Genomic DNA, 16,195 nt, shown 5'->3' on the forward strand with positions numbered 1-16,195 from the left:
CTCAGGGCGGGAAGCCGAGGACGCCCGGCAGCGCGAGCGCGCCGAGTGCCGCCGTGCCAAGGACGAACCAGGCGACGTAATCCCCGATGTGGCCCGAGTGCAGACGGCGCAGTGGCGCTGTCCAGAGGGGCGACTCCGCCGGCGCCGCCCGCCGCACGGCAAGGGCCGCACACCCGGCCGCGCATGCCGTGGACAGCGCACCGGTGAGCAGAGCGGCGGGCGTCCAGTGCGGCACAGCGGCTTCCGGGCCGCCGAACGCCCGGCCCGCACCTGCCGCCAGTGCGGGGACGAGCCCCACGGCCAGCGTGCCCGCCAGGAGGGCGGCGGGCACGGCCACCATCGGCAGCGGGACCCGCCGCCCCAGAGGTTCGCATGTCTCGGGCTCCTCGTCCCCGGACGTCGACGCGGGCGACGACGAGCGGTCGGGCCGCGGGCCCGCGCCCAGGAACACCCGCGCCCCGGTGCGCAGCACGGCCGCCCCCGTGACGACGGAGACGACCAGGAACAGCACGGTGGTGAGAATGCCGCCCGAGGCCTCCTCGGTCACCCCCTTGCCCAGAGCCGTACCGAAGGGCGGCAGACCCGTCAGGGCGAGTCCGGCCATGCCGTAGAGCACGGCGACGACGGGCAACTCCCTGGCCCTGCCGTACAGTTCGCGCTCGTCCACGCTGCCGTAACGGTCCAGGAGGATGCCGGTGCAGGCGAACAGCGCGGCCTTGGCGCCCGCGTGGCCCAGCACGTACAGGGCGACTCCGGCGGTCGACTCGGGCCGCAGCAGGCCGACGCCCACGAGGAAGAGCCCGGTGTGGGCGATGGTCGAGTAGGCGAGCATGCGCTTGAGGTGGCGCTGGCGCCAGCACAGCAGGGCACCGAGCAGGGCGGTGGCGGTGCCGAGGACCACGAGGCAGCGGGTGAAGTCGGCGGCGGGCAGTCCGCCCGACCCGGCGAAGACGGTGGTGTACACCCGCCAGACACCGTAGACACCGAGTTCGACCATGACTCCGGACAGCAGCATGCAGACGGGGGTCGGTGCCACGGCGTGGGCGTCCGGCAGCCAGAAGTGGAAGGGCACGACCGCGGCCTTCACCAGCAGTCCGGTCATCACCAGGACGAACGCGCACAGGACGAGTGCGTCCGGCGGGCCCGCGGCTCGCAGCGCGTCGCCGATCCGCCGCATACCCAGCTCACCTGTACGGGCGTACAGCAGCGTGATGCCCATCAACGTCGCGTAGGCGCCCAGGGAGTTGACGACACCGAAGGTGAGCGCCCCCTGCACGGCCTTGGGTTCCTCCACCCGGTAGCCCGTCAGGGTGTACGCGACGACGCTCATCAGCTCGAAGAAGACGAAGGCGTTGAAGAGATCGCCCGTCAGCGCGAAGCCGCACATGCCCGCCTGGAAGAGCAGGACGAGCGCGGGGAAGGCCGCCGCGTGCCCCTGCGGCACCTCGTCGAAGTAGTGCCAGGAGTAGGCGAGTACGGACACCGCGAGGAGGGAGACGAGTGCGGCGAGCCCGGTTCCCGGTGCGTCACCGACCAGAACGATGCCCACGCTCTTCCCGTCGGCGGGCCGCCATCCTCCGACCCACTCCGTGGCACCCGGCGCGGAGTGAACGAGGAGCAGGACGGCGAGCGCCGTGGTCGAGACGGCCACCGCGGCGGCGATGCCGTCGGCGGCGACGCGCGGCAGCAGGCGGCCGACCGCGACGAGGAGGGCGGCGCCCAGGAGGGGCAGGGCCACGACCAGAGGCAGCAGTTGACTCATCCGCGCAGCTCGGACAGTTCGTCGGGGTCGGCGGTGCCATGGCGTTTGGCCACTTGGATCACGAGGGCCAGGAGCAGGGCGGTGACCGTCGCTCCCACGACCACGTCGGTGAGTGTGAGCGCCTGCACCACGGGGTCGACCAGGGGGCGGGAGCGCGGAGTCAGATCGGAGTGGACCGGCGCCGTGCCGCCCTCGCGGTAGCCGACGGCCAGGAGCAGGACGTATGTGGCGCACTGGCAGACGGCGAGGCAGCCGACGGCGTGCACCAGGTGCCGGCTCGTGGCGAGGCCGTAGCAGCCGACGAGGAAGATCCATCCGGCGACCAGGTAGGGGAACGTGTGCATCACGCCGTGCCTGCCTCTCCCGCGTCCGGCTTCGAGGGGGCCTCGGTGATCTCCACGGCCTGGTCGAGGAAACGGGACACCAACACGACCACCGCACAGGCCACTTCGATGCCGACCGCCAGGTTCAGAAGAGGCACGGTCCCGCCCGACGAAAGGGTGTTGAACTCTCCGTACGGCAGCAGGGTGTTGGCCAGGAAGGCGGAGCCGCCGATCAGCCCGGCCGCGCCGACGAGCAGGAAGGCGGCTTCGCCGACCGCGTCGCCCACCTCGTACAGGGCCACCGGGCGGATCCGTTCGAGGGCCCGGTAGTCGACCCCGATGTAGAGGAGGTGCACGGCGGTGGCCACGATGACGCCGCCCTGGAAGCCGCCGCCGGGACTCAGCTGACCGTGTGCGACCACGTACAGGCCGACCAGCAGGGCGATGGGGAGCCCGAGGAGTGCGTAGCGACGCACCCATCGGTCGACGGCGGCGGGGCCGGGAGGCACCCGGTCCTCGTCGCGGGTCTGCCGGAGCAGGACGACCGTCCCCAGGACGGCGGCGAACAGGATGGACTCCTCGCCCAGTGTGTCGAACGCGCGCAGGTCGAAGTTGACCGACGCGATCACGTTCGAGGTGTGCCGGGCGAGGGCTTCGTCGGTCGCGCGATCACCGTAGGGATGCCGGGCGCCGCCGAATCGCGGCAGACGCAGGAACGCGGCGACGAACAGCGAAGCCAGGCCGATCGCTCCGATGCCAAGGACCCACCGCCGCGTCCGGATGTTCACCGTTTTGCCCCGTCACCTGCGGCCGGGTGCCCACGGCGTCTGACCTTGCGGACGGACAGCAGGATCATCAGCGGCGTGAGGACGGATCCGACGGCCAGTTGGGACAGGGCCACGTCCGGGGCCTGCAGGACCGTGAAGAGCGCGGCCAGGGCGAGACCGAGGACCGCGAGGACCAGTGCCTGCCTGACCGGCTCACGCACGGCTACCGCCGCCGTCGCCGACACGGCCACCAGCACGAGGCACAGGGAGATGATCAGATCGTTGCCCAAAACGCTTCGCCTCCGAGTTCGCGCCGCTCATCGCGTCGCGTCCGTTTCTTCCACCACACCCGCGGACAGGGCCCGTGAGGCGATCACGTTGCCGATGGCCACCAGGGTTCCGATGAGGACGAGCTTCATCAGCGGCCTGCCGAAGGCTGTCGCCGCACACACGGCCGCGGTCACCGCCACCGAGGCCGCGACGCTCAGGACCGTCACCGCCGTGGCCCCTCGCGGCCGGTTCCTCGACAGATCGTCGGCCAGGAGACGGACACACACGAGGGTGCCGACGGGGCCGAGCAGCGACAGGACCAGGGAGAGATCGACGTACGAGGGGCGCCCGTAGCCCTGTGCGATCAGGAGGAAGGCGAGGGCGACCACGGTGCTGCCCGTGTTCTGCGCCAGCACCCTGCGGGCCAGCGGGCCGGACGTCACGCCCCAGATCACGGCGGGCAGCCCGACTCCCAGGAGTGCGGCTCCGCACCAGAGCCAGGCGTTCACTCCAAGGCCGCCGCGCGGCGAGCCGCCGTGGCGGCCGACGCCCCGGCCAGGCCGCAGCCGATCCCGACCGCGAGCTCCCACTCATCGACGTCACTGATCAGCACGATCCACAGCGCGACAAGAGCGGCCCACCAGCACAGGAGTTCCGCGGCGGCGCGCAGGAGCCCTCCGCGCCTCCTCGTGCTTCCCACGTCGTACGACGGGCAGCTGGTCAGGCGCGGCACAGACAGAACGGGTGGCCCGCCGGATCGGCGTAGACACGGAATCCGCGCCGGCCGTCCTGGTCGTCAAGGTCCAGCGGCATGGCGCCGAGCGACAGCGCCAGTGCCTCGGCCGCTGCCATGTCCGGCACGTCGAAGTCGAGGTGCAGTTGCTGGGAGTCGTCCCCGCGGGGCCACTGGGGCGGCTTGTGGCCCTCGGCCCGCTGGAAGGCGATGCGATGGCCGCCCGGCGCGTACAGGTCGTACCAGTCGTCGCTGTCCTGTTTGAGCTCGCCCCCGAGGAGCGCGGCGTAGAAGCCTGCCAGGGCTGCGGGGTCGGGGCAGTCCACGGCGACGAGACAGTATGTGGCTACGGGCACGGCGTTCTCCTTGTCCACGTCTGCGACACGTTCTCTCAGCGGCTACGGGTGCCCTGGTGCGGGGCTCGCACACTCTTCCACGTACGCGCCCTGCAGCGGCCCCACCCCGTCCCGCCTGCGTGTCGACGCTCCGGACCTCGCACCGGCGCCGTCCGGAGCGGCTCTTAGAACCTTCTTACGCGCACCCCCGATGCTCTCCCCCGTGAACTACGTGAAGAGGAACAGCAGTCAGACCCGGCAGGCCCGGCACGGTGACGTCGCGGGCGCGCGGCGTCGGCGCCGTGTCCGTACGTACGGCATCGCCGCGGCCGTCGTGCTCACCGCCACCACGGCGTCGGCCGGCTACCTGGCGATGGCCGAGCCCCCGGTGGACGGGGGCGCGCCGGACAAGCCGCCGCGGGTGCACGGCGGCAACGTCGACTTCGGCGTGCGCGGCGGCGCGGCGCGCGTGGACACCGCGTCGCTGCGTGTCACGGGCCGCACCGACGACGGGTCCTCGCTCCCGGTGTCCGGCGCGGCGGGGCAGCGGCTCGGCAAGCCGGGCAAGGTGAGGGTGGAGGGCGGCACGGCCCGCTGGTCGTACCCGGGCGAGAAGCTCACGGTCTCGGCGCGGAGCGATCACGGCCGACTGCGCATGACGGTGCACTCCGACGCCGACCAGAAACTGTCCTGGCCCAGTACCGCGCCGAGCGCCGATGGAGCCCTGCAGATCCCGCGCGGCGAGGGCCTGCGCATCCCGGTCGGCGACGCCTTCTGGAACTCCGGCGAGGCCGGTCTGAAGGACTCGGAGGCCGAACTCGCCGGCGGCCTCACTCTTCCGGCCTGGGGCTACACCCAGGGCGAGCACGGCGTCAGCTACATCGTGCCGGAGGAGGTCGGCACTTCCCTCGGTTTCGCGTCGAAGGACGGCCGGATCGGCTCCACGGCACGGCACGAGTTCTCGCGGCGGGAGCAGACCCGCGACTACACGGTGCACTTCTCCCTCACGGGCTCCTCTCCGGTCTCCTCCGCCGGCAACTACCGCGCCTACCTCGACGAACGCGGCAAACTGCGCTCCTTGAAGCAGAAGATCAAGGAGAATCCCCAGGTGGAGCGGCTGCTCGGAGCCGTGCACGCCTACGCCTGGGGCGAAGCCCGTACCGCGAAGGGCGTGAACGAGCTGCACAAGCTCGGCGTCTCCCGGGTCTGGCTCGGTTACGATGCCGACGAGCAGCCGATGGACAAGCAGGCCGTGCGGGCCGCGAAACGACACGGCTACCTGGTCGGCCCGTACGACTCCTACGCCAACGGCCAGCCCTCTCAGAGCGCCGACAACCCGTCCTCGAAGTGGCCCGGCTCGGTCTACCCGGACTTCTGCGTACGGAACTGGAAGGGCGAGATCAAGGAAGGCTTCGGCGGCCGGGGCTGCTACCTCAGCTCCCAGGCGTTCAAGCAGGCCGAGCGCGGCAAGCACTACTTGGCTGACCGGGCGAGGAAGATGACGGCGAACGGCGCCGACAGCTATTTCCTGGACGTCGACGCGGCGGGTGAGCTGTTCACCGACAGCGGCAAGGGCCACCGCATGAACAAGAAGCAGGACCGCGCCAACCGCCTGGAGCGCATGCGCAGGCTCTCCTCCGACGACAACCTCGTCCTCGGCTCCGAGTCCGCCGGTGCCTGGGCCGCCCCCGTGCTCGCGTTCGACCACGGCGGACAGACGCCGGTCGCGGACGGCTTGTGGAAGCTGGAGAAGGACAAGGAGAAGTGGGGCGGCTACGCGCCGCAGGGCGAGCCGGCGGTCTTCTTCAAGGAGGTCGAGCTGCCGTCCGCGCTGGCGAAAGCGATGTACGACCCGGCCTACCGCGTCCCCCTGTACGAGACCGCGCTGCACGGCTCCGTCATCAACGCCGACCGCTGGGAGCTGCCGTACAACAAGCTCCCGGACCAGAAGACCGACCGGGCGTTGATGTCCGCCCTCTACAACACCCCGCTCAACTTCACGCTCGGGAAGACGAACTTGCAGTCCACGGGCAAGGAGATGGCGTCGCTCCAGCGGTACTTGGCACCCCTGCACAAGGCTGTCGGCACCGAACGGATGAACGGCTACCAGCGGCTCACCGGTGACGGGACGGTGCAGCGGACGGAGTTCGGCCACGGAAAGCTGACCGTGACGGCCAACTTCGGGGAGAAGAAGTACGGTTCGCTGCCCGGCGGTTGCGTGGACGCCAAGATCGGGAACGAGACGACGTCGCGGCGCCTCTGCCCCGCGAAGCTGTCCTGAGCCTTCCGTGGGCGGTGGCTTGGGGTGGGCCCTGGGGGCAAACCCCCAGGGTGGACGGACGGAGGACATCCGTGTTCCGGTGTGCCCTGGCGGAGATCTGACGTGACGCTGTCCGACCCCGCCAGGCCTGCGGCAGGGCGGCAGGGCGGCAGGAGACGTGCTGATCGAGGCCCGGGGGGTCGCCCGGCGGGCCTGAGTCGAGGGCTCGCCCGGCGGGTCTGGGCCGAGGCGGATCGCCGGATGATCGGAACGAACGATTCCGCAGGACATAGGCATATGCCAAAAGCACACCGCGTCGTGTGTTGCCAAATCCCTTACGGGGCACCCCCGGCTGTGCGAAAGTCATTACCGGTCCATCCCGCCCGTTTGGTCGCACCGCATACTCAACGGAGCACCTCATGCCGTCCCATGTCTTCGCGGACCGCCCTTCCGCCCAGCCGCCCGAGCGCGGCTCGGTCGAAGCGCTGATCACGCAGACGCGTCGGCTCCGCGGTGAGGTCGACGCCGTGCGCCGTGACGCCGGGGCCGACCGCGGTGACCAGGGCCGCTGGCAGCGTGCCCTGTGCGACCTGGCGGTCCATCAGCTCAACGACCTGGACGACCACCTCGCGCAGTTGAGGGACGGACCCGTGCAGTCGGACGTGGCGCCCACGGCTCCCGCCGTGCCCGCGCCGCTCGAACCCCAGCACGGCTCACTGCTCAGCCGGGTCGGCAGCGCGGAGTGGAACCTCCTGAACGACGAGGCGAGTTGGTCGGGCGAGCTGTACCAAATCCTCGGGCGGGACTCGGAAGCTCCGCCGCTCTCCCTCGACGAGCTGCCCTCCCTGGTGCACGTCGACGACCAGCCGATGCTGACGGCCATGGTCACGGACTGCCTGATCGACGGTAAGCCGATCGACGGCGAGTTCCGTATCGTGCGCCCGGACAGCGGCGTACGACAGGTGCACATGATGGGCGAGCCCGTGCTCGCCGCTGACGGCAGCACCGCCTCGATGTGGGCGGTACTGCGGGACGTCAGCGAACTGCGCCGCAGCCAGCGAGTGGTGCGCGAGACCCGTGACTCGTTGCAGCGCCAGCGGCACATCGCGCAGACAGAGCACCGGCTCGCGGTCGAACTGCAGGAGGCTGTGCTGCCGCCGTGGCGCGGCTCCCTGCGGTTCCCGCACGGTGGACCCGCGGCTCTCGATCTCGCCGCGCACTACCTCCCCTCCTCGACGAGTTCACTGATCGGCGGCGACTGGTACGACGCGCTGGAGCTGCCCGACGGCCAGTTCCTCCTCAGCGTCGGCGACCTCACGGGGCACGGCGTGACCGTCACGTCCGGCATGGCGATGCTCCTCGGCGCGGTGCGCGGCATGGCGGTGGCCGGCGTCCAGCCGGGCCAACTGATGGGCTGGCTCAACCAGTTACTGGACACCACCACGCAACCCGCCCTCGGCAGCGCGGTCTGCTGCCAGTACACCCCCGCCGGCCGCACCCTCACCTGGGCGCAGGCGGGGCACCCCGCCCCCCTGCTGTTCCGCGACGGGACGGGGCGCGCGCTGACGCCACCGGGCGGCGTGATCCTCGGGGCGACCTCCGGAGCCACCTACGAGCAGGCCGAAGTGCGCCTTGAGCCCGGCGACCTGCTGTTGCTGCACACCGATGGACTGGTTCCCCGGCGCGCGAGGGACGCGGCCACGAGCCGACTGCTCGCGCTCGCGCCACGCTTCACGGACACGCGGGGTGCGCAGGACTGTGTGCGGTTGGTCGTCGAAGAGTTCGGCGTGGCCCCGCGCGAGGACGACGCCTGCCTGCTGATCGCCCGGATCAACCAGTGACCGCCCGGATCAACTAGACATCAACTGGACATCGGCTAGGCCTGGACCCGGCTGCCACCTCCGGTCTTGGCCGCCGCCTTCGGCAGGGCCATCTTGATCTCCTCACGCAGGTCCTGGATCTTCGGATATCCCGAGTACTGTGCCGTCAGGCGGTACATCTCGCGCAGCCGGTCCCACGTGCGGTGCGAGGAGTTCGACCCCATCGAGACCAGCGCCAACCGCGCGTACCGATCGGCCTGCTCGGGATCGTCGGCGATGAAGCAGGCCGATGCCAGCGAGATGTAGTCGAAGATCTGTGAGCGGTCGCGGCCCTTGGACCGCAGTTCGATCGCTTCCCTCGCATGGCGCTGGGCGGTGTTGGCGGCGGCCGCGTCGTGATCGGCGAGGGTGCGGTAGGCCAGGGCCTGCATGCCGTGCATGTCCGCCTCGTCGAACATCTGCATCCAACTGGGCGGTGGCACATCTCCCTTGTCGGAGACGAACAGGTCCTCCGCGATGCCGAGCGTGCGGCGCATCGCCTGGCCCTTGCCCATCGACGCCTGTGCCCAGGCCTCGATGGTGTAGAGCATGGCCTGCGTGCGCGGCAGCATCTCCTCGCCGGAGCCCGACTGGGCCATCTTCATCAGGTCGAGGGCGTCGTCGGGCCGCCCCAGGTGCACCATCTGGCGCGCCGCCCGGGACAGGGCCTCGCCCGCGCGCGGCCGGTCGCCTCCTTCGCGGGCCGCGTGCGTGGCGATCACGAAGTACTTCTGTGCCGTGGGCTCCAGGCCGACGTCGTGCGACATCCAGCCCGCGAGTACGGCGAGGTTGGCAGCGACGCCCCACAGGCGGCGCTGGAGATGGTCGGGGTGTCGGTAGGCGAGCATGCCGCCCACTTCGTTGAGCTGGCCCACCACAGCCTTGCGCTGCAGCCCACCACCGCGGGACGCGTCCCAGGCCCGGAACACCTCGACGGAGGTTTCCAGTTCCTCGATCTCCTGCGACCCGATGGGGGCGGCCTCATAGCGGTCGAACCCAGCGGCGTCGGCGTGCAGGGGATGATCGGTTCGGGGAGCGTCGGCAACGAGGGCAGGGTCGGTGTGCAGCCAGTCGTGCATGGCGCTGCTGAGTGCGGAGCCGGCGGCGAGCGCGGCACCCGCGCCCACCAAGCCGCGTCGGTTGAGCATGAGGTCCATTCCCGTGAATTCGGTGAGGACCGCGGCTGTCCGTTCGGGCGCCCACGGCACGCCGTCGGGGTGCTCCACACTCCCGTCGCCACGCCGTTTCCCCACGCGCCCGTGCCGGACCAGACCAAGATCCTCAATGGTCACGACACGGCCGAGACGCTCGGTGAACAGAGCCGCCAAAACTCGGGGTACGGGATCGCGGGGGATTTCTCCCATGTCGATCCAACGCCGGACCCGCGAGGTATCGGTGGCCAGCTGCGGGTGGCCCATGGCCGCCGCCTGCCGGTTCACCAGTCTCGCGAGTTCCCCCTTGGACCAGCCTGCCAGGCCGAAGTGGTCCGACAGTCGGGTATTGGGTTGTCCGTTCACGTCAAGCCCCCAGGTTCTCGGCTGAGTTGACAGTAACCCTCTGTCAGTTGCTGAGCGACTATTCGCCAGGGTTCGCCAGGGTGCGCCACATGGTGTGCCATGGGACGGCGGGTGTCAGGTAGGAATGCGCCACCCCGACCCGGCCCACCGCGGGGCATTCCCCAGGGTGCTTCCAAGGAAGCCGGGGCGGGAGGCGCAGCAATTCGCAGGCACACGAAGGGATCTGTATCGCCCATGTACACAGCATCGTCCTCCGTGTCCGCCCCGCCCCGGCCGCTGCACAGCCGACAGCCCGGCAGCGGCCCGTATCTGGAGCCCGCGCGCCCCGCGACCGGGTCGCTCGGCACCGGCCGAACGCGACGCGTTCCGGGGCCCGGCACGCAACCGCTCAGCGGGAGACTCGACTTGTCCGGCCCCCAAGGGGCGCAACTGCGCACCGCGATCGCCTCGGTGCATCGCATCTGTCCCGAGTTCAATCCGGTACAGGTGCTCCGCCGCAGCGGACGAACGGTTCTGCTCGTCGGAACGACAGGACGCAGCACCGCGATCGCCAAATGTTTACTCGACCACTCGCCGGTGTGGACCGAGCGGATCCAGCACGAGATAGCGGCCTACCGCTCGTTCGTCCGGCACCGTCCTCCGGTCAGGGCCCCGCGGCTGATCGCCGCGGACCCCGAGGACTGCACGCTGGTGATCGAGCGCATGCAGGGACGCGTCGCCGCGCTGTCCCGCCATCCCGTGGAACCGCCGCCGCGCGCTGACGTGCGGTTGGCGCTCAACGCGATCCGCCACCTCAACCGGTGGCGTCCGCCGCAGGAGCTCTTCGGCAGGCCCATGGACTACGGCAAGCGGATCTCCCGCTTCCATGAGCTCGGCCTGCTCACCGACAGGGACATGGGTGACCTGCAGAAGCTTCTGCACGGCATCGCGCACTCGGCCGGGCAGCACGGCACCTGGCAGTTCTGTCACGGCGACGCGCTGCTTTCGAACATCCTTCTCTCCCCCGCGGGCCCGGTGTTCGTGGACTGGGAGCACGCCGGCTGGTATCTGCCGGGCTATGACCTGGCGACGCTGTGGTCGGTGCTCGGTGACGCGCCGGTGGCACGGCGTGAGATCAGCCAGCTGGCGCAGGAGCAGGGACCGGCGGCGCGTGACGCGTTCCTGGTCAACCTGATGCTGGTGCTCACCCGGGAGATCCGTACGTACGAGATGGCCGTGCAGCGAACGATGCACGAATCACCTCCGACGACACCGGGTCCGGCCCACCCCGGTGCCGCGCCGTCCGGCGAGGAACAGCGGCTGCTGCTGAGGCGGCTGCACGACGACTGCCAGCTGGCCCGTCGGGCCGTGCGCGCGGCGGTCGGTACTCGCTGACGGGGGACGAAGGTCCGCAGTGCGCTTCTGGACAGCGGCGCACTGCGGACCTTCACTTGCCCCCGGCGACTTCCAGATGACTATGACGTGGTGAACTGCACCGCGTCCACGTCAAAGGAATTGTCCTGCGGCGACTTGAAGACCAGACAGAGCTTGTGGGTGCCTGCCAGGGCTTCGACCGGCACGTCCTGCGTGGCCTGATAGGTGTCCCAGCCTCCGGTGTCGGGGACGGGTGTCGTGGCGAGCAACGTGCCGTCGGGGGCGCCCGCGCGCAGTTCGACGGAGCCGACGCCGTAGGGCGAGGACAGCTCATCGCCAACATCTCCTGCGTCGCCTTCATCGCCTTCATCGCCTGCACCCTCGGCTCCTTCGGCAGCGGTCTGCGGAGCAATGCGATGAGCGAACTTTGACCTGTCAGGGGCTCAACCAGCTTTCACTGCAAGCGAGTTGACGGTCAGTTATGTCGATTGCCGAATACCATCAGCCTTGTGAGCAGCGAAAGTCGTCCCTATGGTGACTGCCATGTCTGGAGCGCCGGATCACCCGGTTTCCCTGCCGTCCTCACCCGGCGAAGTCCTCGCCCTGCTCCGCAGGGGGGCGGTGGAGACGCGTGCCGACATCGCCCGTGTGACGGGGCTCGCGCGGTCGACGGTGTCTCAGCGGGTGGACGCGCTGATCGCGCACGGCTTCCTCACGGAGGAGGCGGACGGCGGATCGACGGGCGGCAGGCCGCCGCGCCGCCTCCGTCTGCGTACGCGCGAACACGCCGTGGTGGGCGTTGACTTGGGCGCATCGCACTGCCGGGTCGCCCTGATGGACATCGGCGGCGAGATGCTCGCCCTGCGCGAGGACCCGCTCTCCATCGCTGACGGGCCGCGGGAGGTGCTCGGCCATGTCGAGCGGACGCTGCACGCCCTGCTCGACGAGGCCGGGCGCGACCCCGCGTCGCTGCAGTCCATCGGGGTCGGGGTGCCGGGGCCCGTGGAGTTCTCGACGGGCCGCCCGGTGGATCCGCCGATCATGCCGGGCTGGCACCAGTTCCCCATCCCGGAGTTCTTCGCCGAGCGGTTCGGCCCGCGGGCCCTCGTCGACAACGACGTGAACGTGATGGCGCTCGCCGAGCAGCGCCGCGCCTTCCCCGACACGCGTTATCTGCTCTACATCAAGGTGGGCACGGGCATCGGCTGCGGCATCGTCGCCGACGGGCGGCTGCACCGGGGCGCGCAGGGCAGCGCGGGCGACATCGGGCACATCCGGGTCGGCGACATCAAGGAGCCCTGCCGGTGCGGCAACTCCGGATGCCTGGAGGCGGTCGCGGGCGGAGCGGCCATCGCCCGCAAGCTGTCCGGTCTCGGTCTCGACGCGACGTCGGGCAGCGATGTAGTACGCCTGGTGAAGTCCGGCAACCGCGACGCCGTACGCATGGTGCGCGAGGCGGGCCGCGCGGTGGGCGAAGTCCTGGCAGGCCTCGTCAATTTCTTCAATCCGGACACGGTGGTGGTCGGCGGCGCGCTGGCCGCCGTCCACGACCAACTCCTCGCGGGCGTAAGGGAAGCGGTGTACCGCCGCTCGCATCCGCTGGCCACCCATGTGCTCCGGATCGAGCCGAGCCGCACCGGCGAGAACGCGGCGGCGATCGGTGCGGGCATCCTCGCGGTGGAGCACGCGCTGTCCCCGCGACAGGTGGACCGGGCCTTGGCGGGCGCGGGGCGCTGAAAGGCGGCCGGAGCGCGCCGAGGAACTGCCGAGAAGCAGCCGACGAGCAGCCGACGAGCAGCTGAGAATCAGCCGAGAAGCAGCAGTCACAGTGCGCACACCCCGGTCCATCGAGACCGGACAAGCACCGCGCAACACCGGCCATACCGACAACAACGCTATGCGGCACGGCGCTTGCGCCCATAACTTCGGACCATGTCCCTCAATGACACCGAGCAGATCGACCGCGCCAACGCCGCCACCGAGCGCGTTCCTGTCGTGTTCGTGCACGGTCTGTGGATGCTGCCCAGCAGCTGGGACCTGTGGGCGGCCCACTTCGACGCGGCCGGATACGCGCCCGTCGCCCTGTCCTGGCCCGGCGATCGCGACACGGTCGCCGAGGCGAGGCAGCGTCCCGACGCCCTCGCGGGCAAGACCGTCGGGATGGTCGCCGATCATCTGGCGGGACTGATCGGGGGTCTGGAGCGCAAACCGGCCGTCATCGGGCACTCCGTCGGCGGGCTGCTCACGCAGATCCTCGCGGGGCGCGGTCTGTCCGCCGCCTCGGTGGCCATCGACCCCGTGCCGTTCCGCGGCATCATGGCGCTGCCCCTGTCGACACTGCGCTCCCTGCGCCCGGTCATCGGCAACCCGGCCAACCGCAAGCGCGCGCTGCCGCTGACCTTCGAGCAGTTCCGCTACGCCTACGCCAACGCCGTCAGTGAGCGGGAGGCCAAGGAGCTCTACGAGAGGTACGCGGTCCCGGCCCCGTGCGCGCCGCCGTTCCAGGCGGCCATGGCCAACTTCAACCCCCGGACGGAGATGAAGGTCGACTGCCGCACCCCGCAGCGCGGTCCCCTCCTGATCATCTCGGGCGAGAAGGACAACGCCGTGCCCTGGGCGCTCGCCAACGGCGCCTACAAGAAGCAGCGGGAGAATTCCGGCATCACCGAGATCACGGAGATGCCCGACCGCGACCACGCACTGACGATCGACAGCCGCTGGCAGGAGGTCGCGGACACCGCGCTGGCCTTCGTACGCCGCTTCGTCTGAACCCCAGGCCGGCGTGGTGCTCGTGCTGCTCATTGGTCCAATCCAGTGACGCGTCGCAGGCCGTGCGGCCTCCCGGGCCGAAACCCGCCGGTAGCGGCGCTGACATGCGAAGACCCGTCTCCTGGGCATGATTGACGGATCGTCGGAGAGCCGGTACCACTGACGCACGCCCGGCCCCGCACGCCCCATCACGCTTCATCGTCCCAGGAGGCTGCATTGCGAGGATCCGCCACCGCCCGCACACCTGTCGCGCGCAGACGCGCCGTCAGGACCGCGGGTGCCCTTGTCTCCGCCGGTCTGCTGCTTCCGCTGCTCGGTGCCGCCCCGTCCGTCCCGCCCTCTCCGTCGTCGGACGGGCTGCAGGGTGCCTTCGCGGACGCCGCCGCCGCGTATCGCGTACCGCAGAGCGTGCTGCTCGGTGTGTCCTATCTGCAGTCCCGCTGGGACGCGCACGGCGGCGCGCCGAGTGTCACCGGCGGCTACGGCCCGATGCACCTCACCGACGCGCGTACCGCCATCGCCGGCGCCCCGCACCACAGTGAGGGCGTGGAGGACCCGCGCGGCGACGCGTCGCGGGGCGTCCTCAAGCCCAAGGAGTTCACGGCCGAGGTGCCGAAGGGCTCCCAACTGCCCGCCCGGCTCAAGACGTTGCCCCGCGCCGCCGAACTCAGCGGACTCTCCGCCGAGCGTCTTCGCACCGATCCGGCCGCCAACGTACGCGGCGGTGCCGCCCTGCTCGCCGCGGCGCAGAAGAAGCTCGGCAAGCCGCTGAGCGACGCCCCCGCCGACTGGTACGGCGCGATCGCCCGCTTCTCCGGCGCCGACGACCAGGCCACCGCGGCGACGTACGCCAATGACGTCTTCGCCGTCATCCACGACGGGCAGGAGCGCACCACCGACGCCGGACAGCACATGGCTCTCCCTGCGGTCAGCGGGCTGAAGCCGGATGCCTCGCAGGTACGGAGCATGGGGCTGCGGAAGGCCCCCAAGGGCGAGACCGAGTGCCCCTCGACCGTGTCGTGCGAGTGGATCCCGGCACCGTACGAGGAGTTCAAGGACCCGAACGGCAACGACGACTACGGCAACCACGATCTGGGGAACCGGCCCAAGACCCAGAGCATCGACACCATCGTCATCCACGACACCGAGGGCCGCTGGGAAGGCGTCCTCAACCTGGTGCAGGACCCGACGTACGTGTCCTGGCAGTACACCCTGCGCTCCACCGACGGCCACATCGCCCAGCACGTGAAGGCCAAGGACGTCGCCTGGCACGCGGGCAACTGGTACGTGAACTCCAAGTCGATCGGCCTGGAGCACGAGGGCTTCCTGACGGCGCCCGACACCTGGTACACGGAGGCGATGTACCGCTCGTCGGCGCGTCTGGTGAAGTACCTGTCGAAGAAGTACGGCATTCCGCTGGACCGCCAGCACATCATCGGCCACGACAACGTCCCTGGCACGCTGCCGTCGACGATCTCGGGCATGCACACCGACCCCGGTCCCTACTGGGACTGGCAGCACTACTTCACGCTGATGGGCAAGCCGTTCAAGCGGACGGCGGGCCCCAACGGCGGTCTGGTGACGGTGGCGCCCACGTACTCCGAGAACCGGCCGGAGTACACGGGCTGCGTCAAGGCGGGCGAGAAGTGCGTGCCGCACGGTTCGGCCGCGGTGCGTGTCCACACCGAGCCGCGTGACGACGCGCCGCTCATCAAGGACATCGGCCTGCGGCCGGGTGGCGGCGCATCGACGATCGACGTGAACGACGTCGGCGCCCGTCTGTCCACCGGTCAGCAGTACGCGGTCGCCGACCGCGAGGGCGACTGGACCGCCGTCTGGTACCTGGGACAGAAGGCCTGGTTCAAGAACCCGAGGAAGCAGCCGACCGCCGTCGACGCGAAGGGGCTCGTGGTGACGCCGAAGGGCGACGCCAAGGAGGTCCCGGTGTACGGGCGCGCCTACCCGGAGAAGGAGGCGTACCCGGCGGGCGTACCCGTACAGGCGCTCACGCCGCTGCCGTACAAGCTCCTGGCGGGCCAGAAGTACGCGATCGGCGACAAGGTGCCGGGCGAGTACTTCTACGCGCCGACGTTCGACACCGCGCCGCACAAGGTGGTGCGCGGCAAGGACACGTACTACGAGGTCCAGTTCGGGCACCGCGTGGCGTATGTGCGGGCGGCCGATGTGCGGGTGGCGCGGTCGGGCTCCTAGAGCCGCCGAGCACGGTCGGGGCCGGGTCCGCGTGGG

At 70.4% G+C, this 16,195-nt stretch carries 15 protein-coding genes; 6 read left to right on the forward strand and 9 right to left on the reverse strand.

The genetic code is table 11. The annotated features are described in order from the left end of the window. Position 1: 1 nt before the first annotated feature. From ACFVXC_RS29890 to ACFVXC_RS29920, 7 genes are read right to left on the reverse strand one after another with little or no spacing between them, the layout of a single operon-like run. Positions 2 to 1,762 carry a complex I subunit 5 family protein gene (locus tag ACFVXC_RS29890; protein ID WP_389911278.1) on the reverse strand — a complete coding sequence of 587 codons (1,761 nt, stop codon included), beginning with the start codon at positions 1,760 to 1,762 and terminating at the stop codon, positions 2 to 4. Next, positions 1,759 to 2,106 carry a sodium:proton antiporter gene (locus ACFVXC_RS29895; RefSeq protein WP_389911281.1) on the reverse strand — a complete coding sequence of 116 codons (348 nt, stop codon included), beginning with the start codon at positions 2,104 to 2,106 and terminating at the stop codon, positions 1,759 to 1,761. Before ACFVXC_RS29895 ends, ACFVXC_RS29890 begins: the two co-directional genes overlap by 4 nt. Next, positions 2,106 to 2,873 carry an MnhB domain-containing protein gene (locus ACFVXC_RS29900; protein WP_389911284.1) on the reverse strand — a complete coding sequence of 256 codons (768 nt, stop codon included), beginning with the start codon at positions 2,871 to 2,873 and terminating at the stop codon, positions 2,106 to 2,108. Before ACFVXC_RS29900 ends, ACFVXC_RS29895 begins: the two co-directional genes overlap by 1 nt. Further along, the gene (locus ACFVXC_RS29905) at positions 2,870 to 3,142 is read right to left on the reverse strand and encodes a Na(+)/H(+) antiporter subunit B (RefSeq protein WP_389911287.1); all 273 of its coding nucleotides are present in this window, start codon (positions 3,140 to 3,142) and stop codon (positions 2,870 to 2,872) included. The genes ACFVXC_RS29900 and ACFVXC_RS29905 overlap by 4 nt, the downstream gene beginning before the upstream one ends. 27 nt (positions 3,143 to 3,169) lie before the next feature. Continuing rightward, a complete protein-coding gene (locus ACFVXC_RS29910; protein ID WP_389911290.1) occupies positions 3,170 to 3,631 on the reverse strand; it encodes a monovalent cation/H+ antiporter complex subunit F in 462 nt (153 codons plus the stop codon). Further along, on the reverse strand, positions 3,628 to 3,822 hold the full coding sequence (locus ACFVXC_RS29915; RefSeq protein WP_389911293.1) for a hypothetical protein: 195 nt from the start codon (positions 3,820 to 3,822) through the stop codon (positions 3,628 to 3,630). The genes ACFVXC_RS29910 and ACFVXC_RS29915 overlap by 4 nt, the downstream gene beginning before the upstream one ends. 20 nt (positions 3,823 to 3,842) lie before the next feature. Continuing rightward, positions 3,843 to 4,211: a VOC family protein gene (locus ACFVXC_RS29920; protein WP_389911295.1), complete on the reverse strand. Its 369-nt coding sequence runs from the start codon at positions 4,209 to 4,211 to the stop codon at positions 3,843 to 3,845. A 202-nt stretch (positions 4,212 to 4,413) separates the two neighbouring features. Here ACFVXC_RS29920 and ACFVXC_RS29925 point away from each other — a divergent pair, with 202 nt between their 5' ends. Together ACFVXC_RS29925 and ACFVXC_RS29930 are read left to right on the forward strand one after the other, a co-directional pair. Continuing rightward, entirely contained in the window at positions 4,414 to 6,471 is a 2,058-nt protein-coding gene (locus ACFVXC_RS29925) for a glycoside hydrolase (RefSeq protein WP_389911298.1), read from the forward strand. 398 nt (positions 6,472 to 6,869) lie between these two features. Continuing rightward, positions 6,870 to 8,291 (forward strand): PP2C family protein-serine/threonine phosphatase, encoded by a 1,422-nt coding sequence (locus tag ACFVXC_RS29930; RefSeq protein WP_389911301.1) that lies wholly within the window; start codon positions 6,870 to 6,872, stop codon positions 8,289 to 8,291. 35 nt (positions 8,292 to 8,326) lie between these two features. Here ACFVXC_RS29930 and ACFVXC_RS29935 read toward each other — a convergent pair whose 3' ends face one another. After that, a complete protein-coding gene (locus ACFVXC_RS29935) occupies positions 8,327 to 9,826 on the reverse strand; it encodes a hypothetical protein (RefSeq protein WP_389911303.1) in 1,500 nt (499 codons plus the stop codon). Between the two features lie 234 nt (positions 9,827 to 10,060). Here ACFVXC_RS29935 and ACFVXC_RS29940 point away from each other — a divergent pair, with 234 nt between their 5' ends. Continuing rightward, positions 10,061 to 11,200, forward strand: coding sequence for an aminoglycoside phosphotransferase family protein (locus tag ACFVXC_RS29940; RefSeq protein WP_389911306.1), 1,140 nt, complete (start codon positions 10,061 to 10,063; stop codon positions 11,198 to 11,200). A gap of 80 nt (positions 11,201 to 11,280) precedes the next feature. Here ACFVXC_RS29940 and ACFVXC_RS29945 read toward each other — a convergent pair whose 3' ends face one another. After that, positions 11,281 to 11,592: a carbohydrate-binding protein gene (locus ACFVXC_RS29945; RefSeq protein WP_389911607.1), complete on the reverse strand. Its 312-nt coding sequence runs from the start codon at positions 11,590 to 11,592 to the stop codon at positions 11,281 to 11,283. A 130-nt stretch (positions 11,593 to 11,722) separates the two neighbouring features. On the opposite strand from ACFVXC_RS29945, the gene ACFVXC_RS29950 reads away from it, so the two are divergent. The 3 genes from ACFVXC_RS29950 (at position 11,723) to ACFVXC_RS29960 (ending at position 16,159) form a co-directional block, all read left to right on the forward strand. Continuing rightward, complete coding sequence (locus ACFVXC_RS29950; protein ID WP_389911309.1) at positions 11,723 to 12,916, forward strand: ROK family transcriptional regulator; 1,194 nt, start codon at positions 11,723 to 11,725, stop codon at positions 12,914 to 12,916. A 195-nt stretch (positions 12,917 to 13,111) separates the two neighbouring features. Beyond that, entirely contained in the window at positions 13,112 to 13,948 is an 837-nt protein-coding gene (locus ACFVXC_RS29955; protein WP_389911312.1) for an alpha/beta hydrolase, read from the forward strand. Between the two features lie 216 nt (positions 13,949 to 14,164). Then, positions 14,165 to 16,159, forward strand: a complete 1,995-nt coding sequence (locus ACFVXC_RS29960) for an N-acetylmuramoyl-L-alanine amidase (protein WP_389911315.1) — start codon at positions 14,165 to 14,167, stop codon at positions 16,157 to 16,159. Positions 16,160 to 16,195 lie beyond the last annotated feature (36 nt).

Origin of the sequence: Streptomyces sp. NPDC058257 (assembly GCF_042881845.1) — a bacterium.
Classification (GTDB): Bacteria; Actinomycetota; Actinomycetes; order Streptomycetales; family Streptomycetaceae; genus Streptomyces.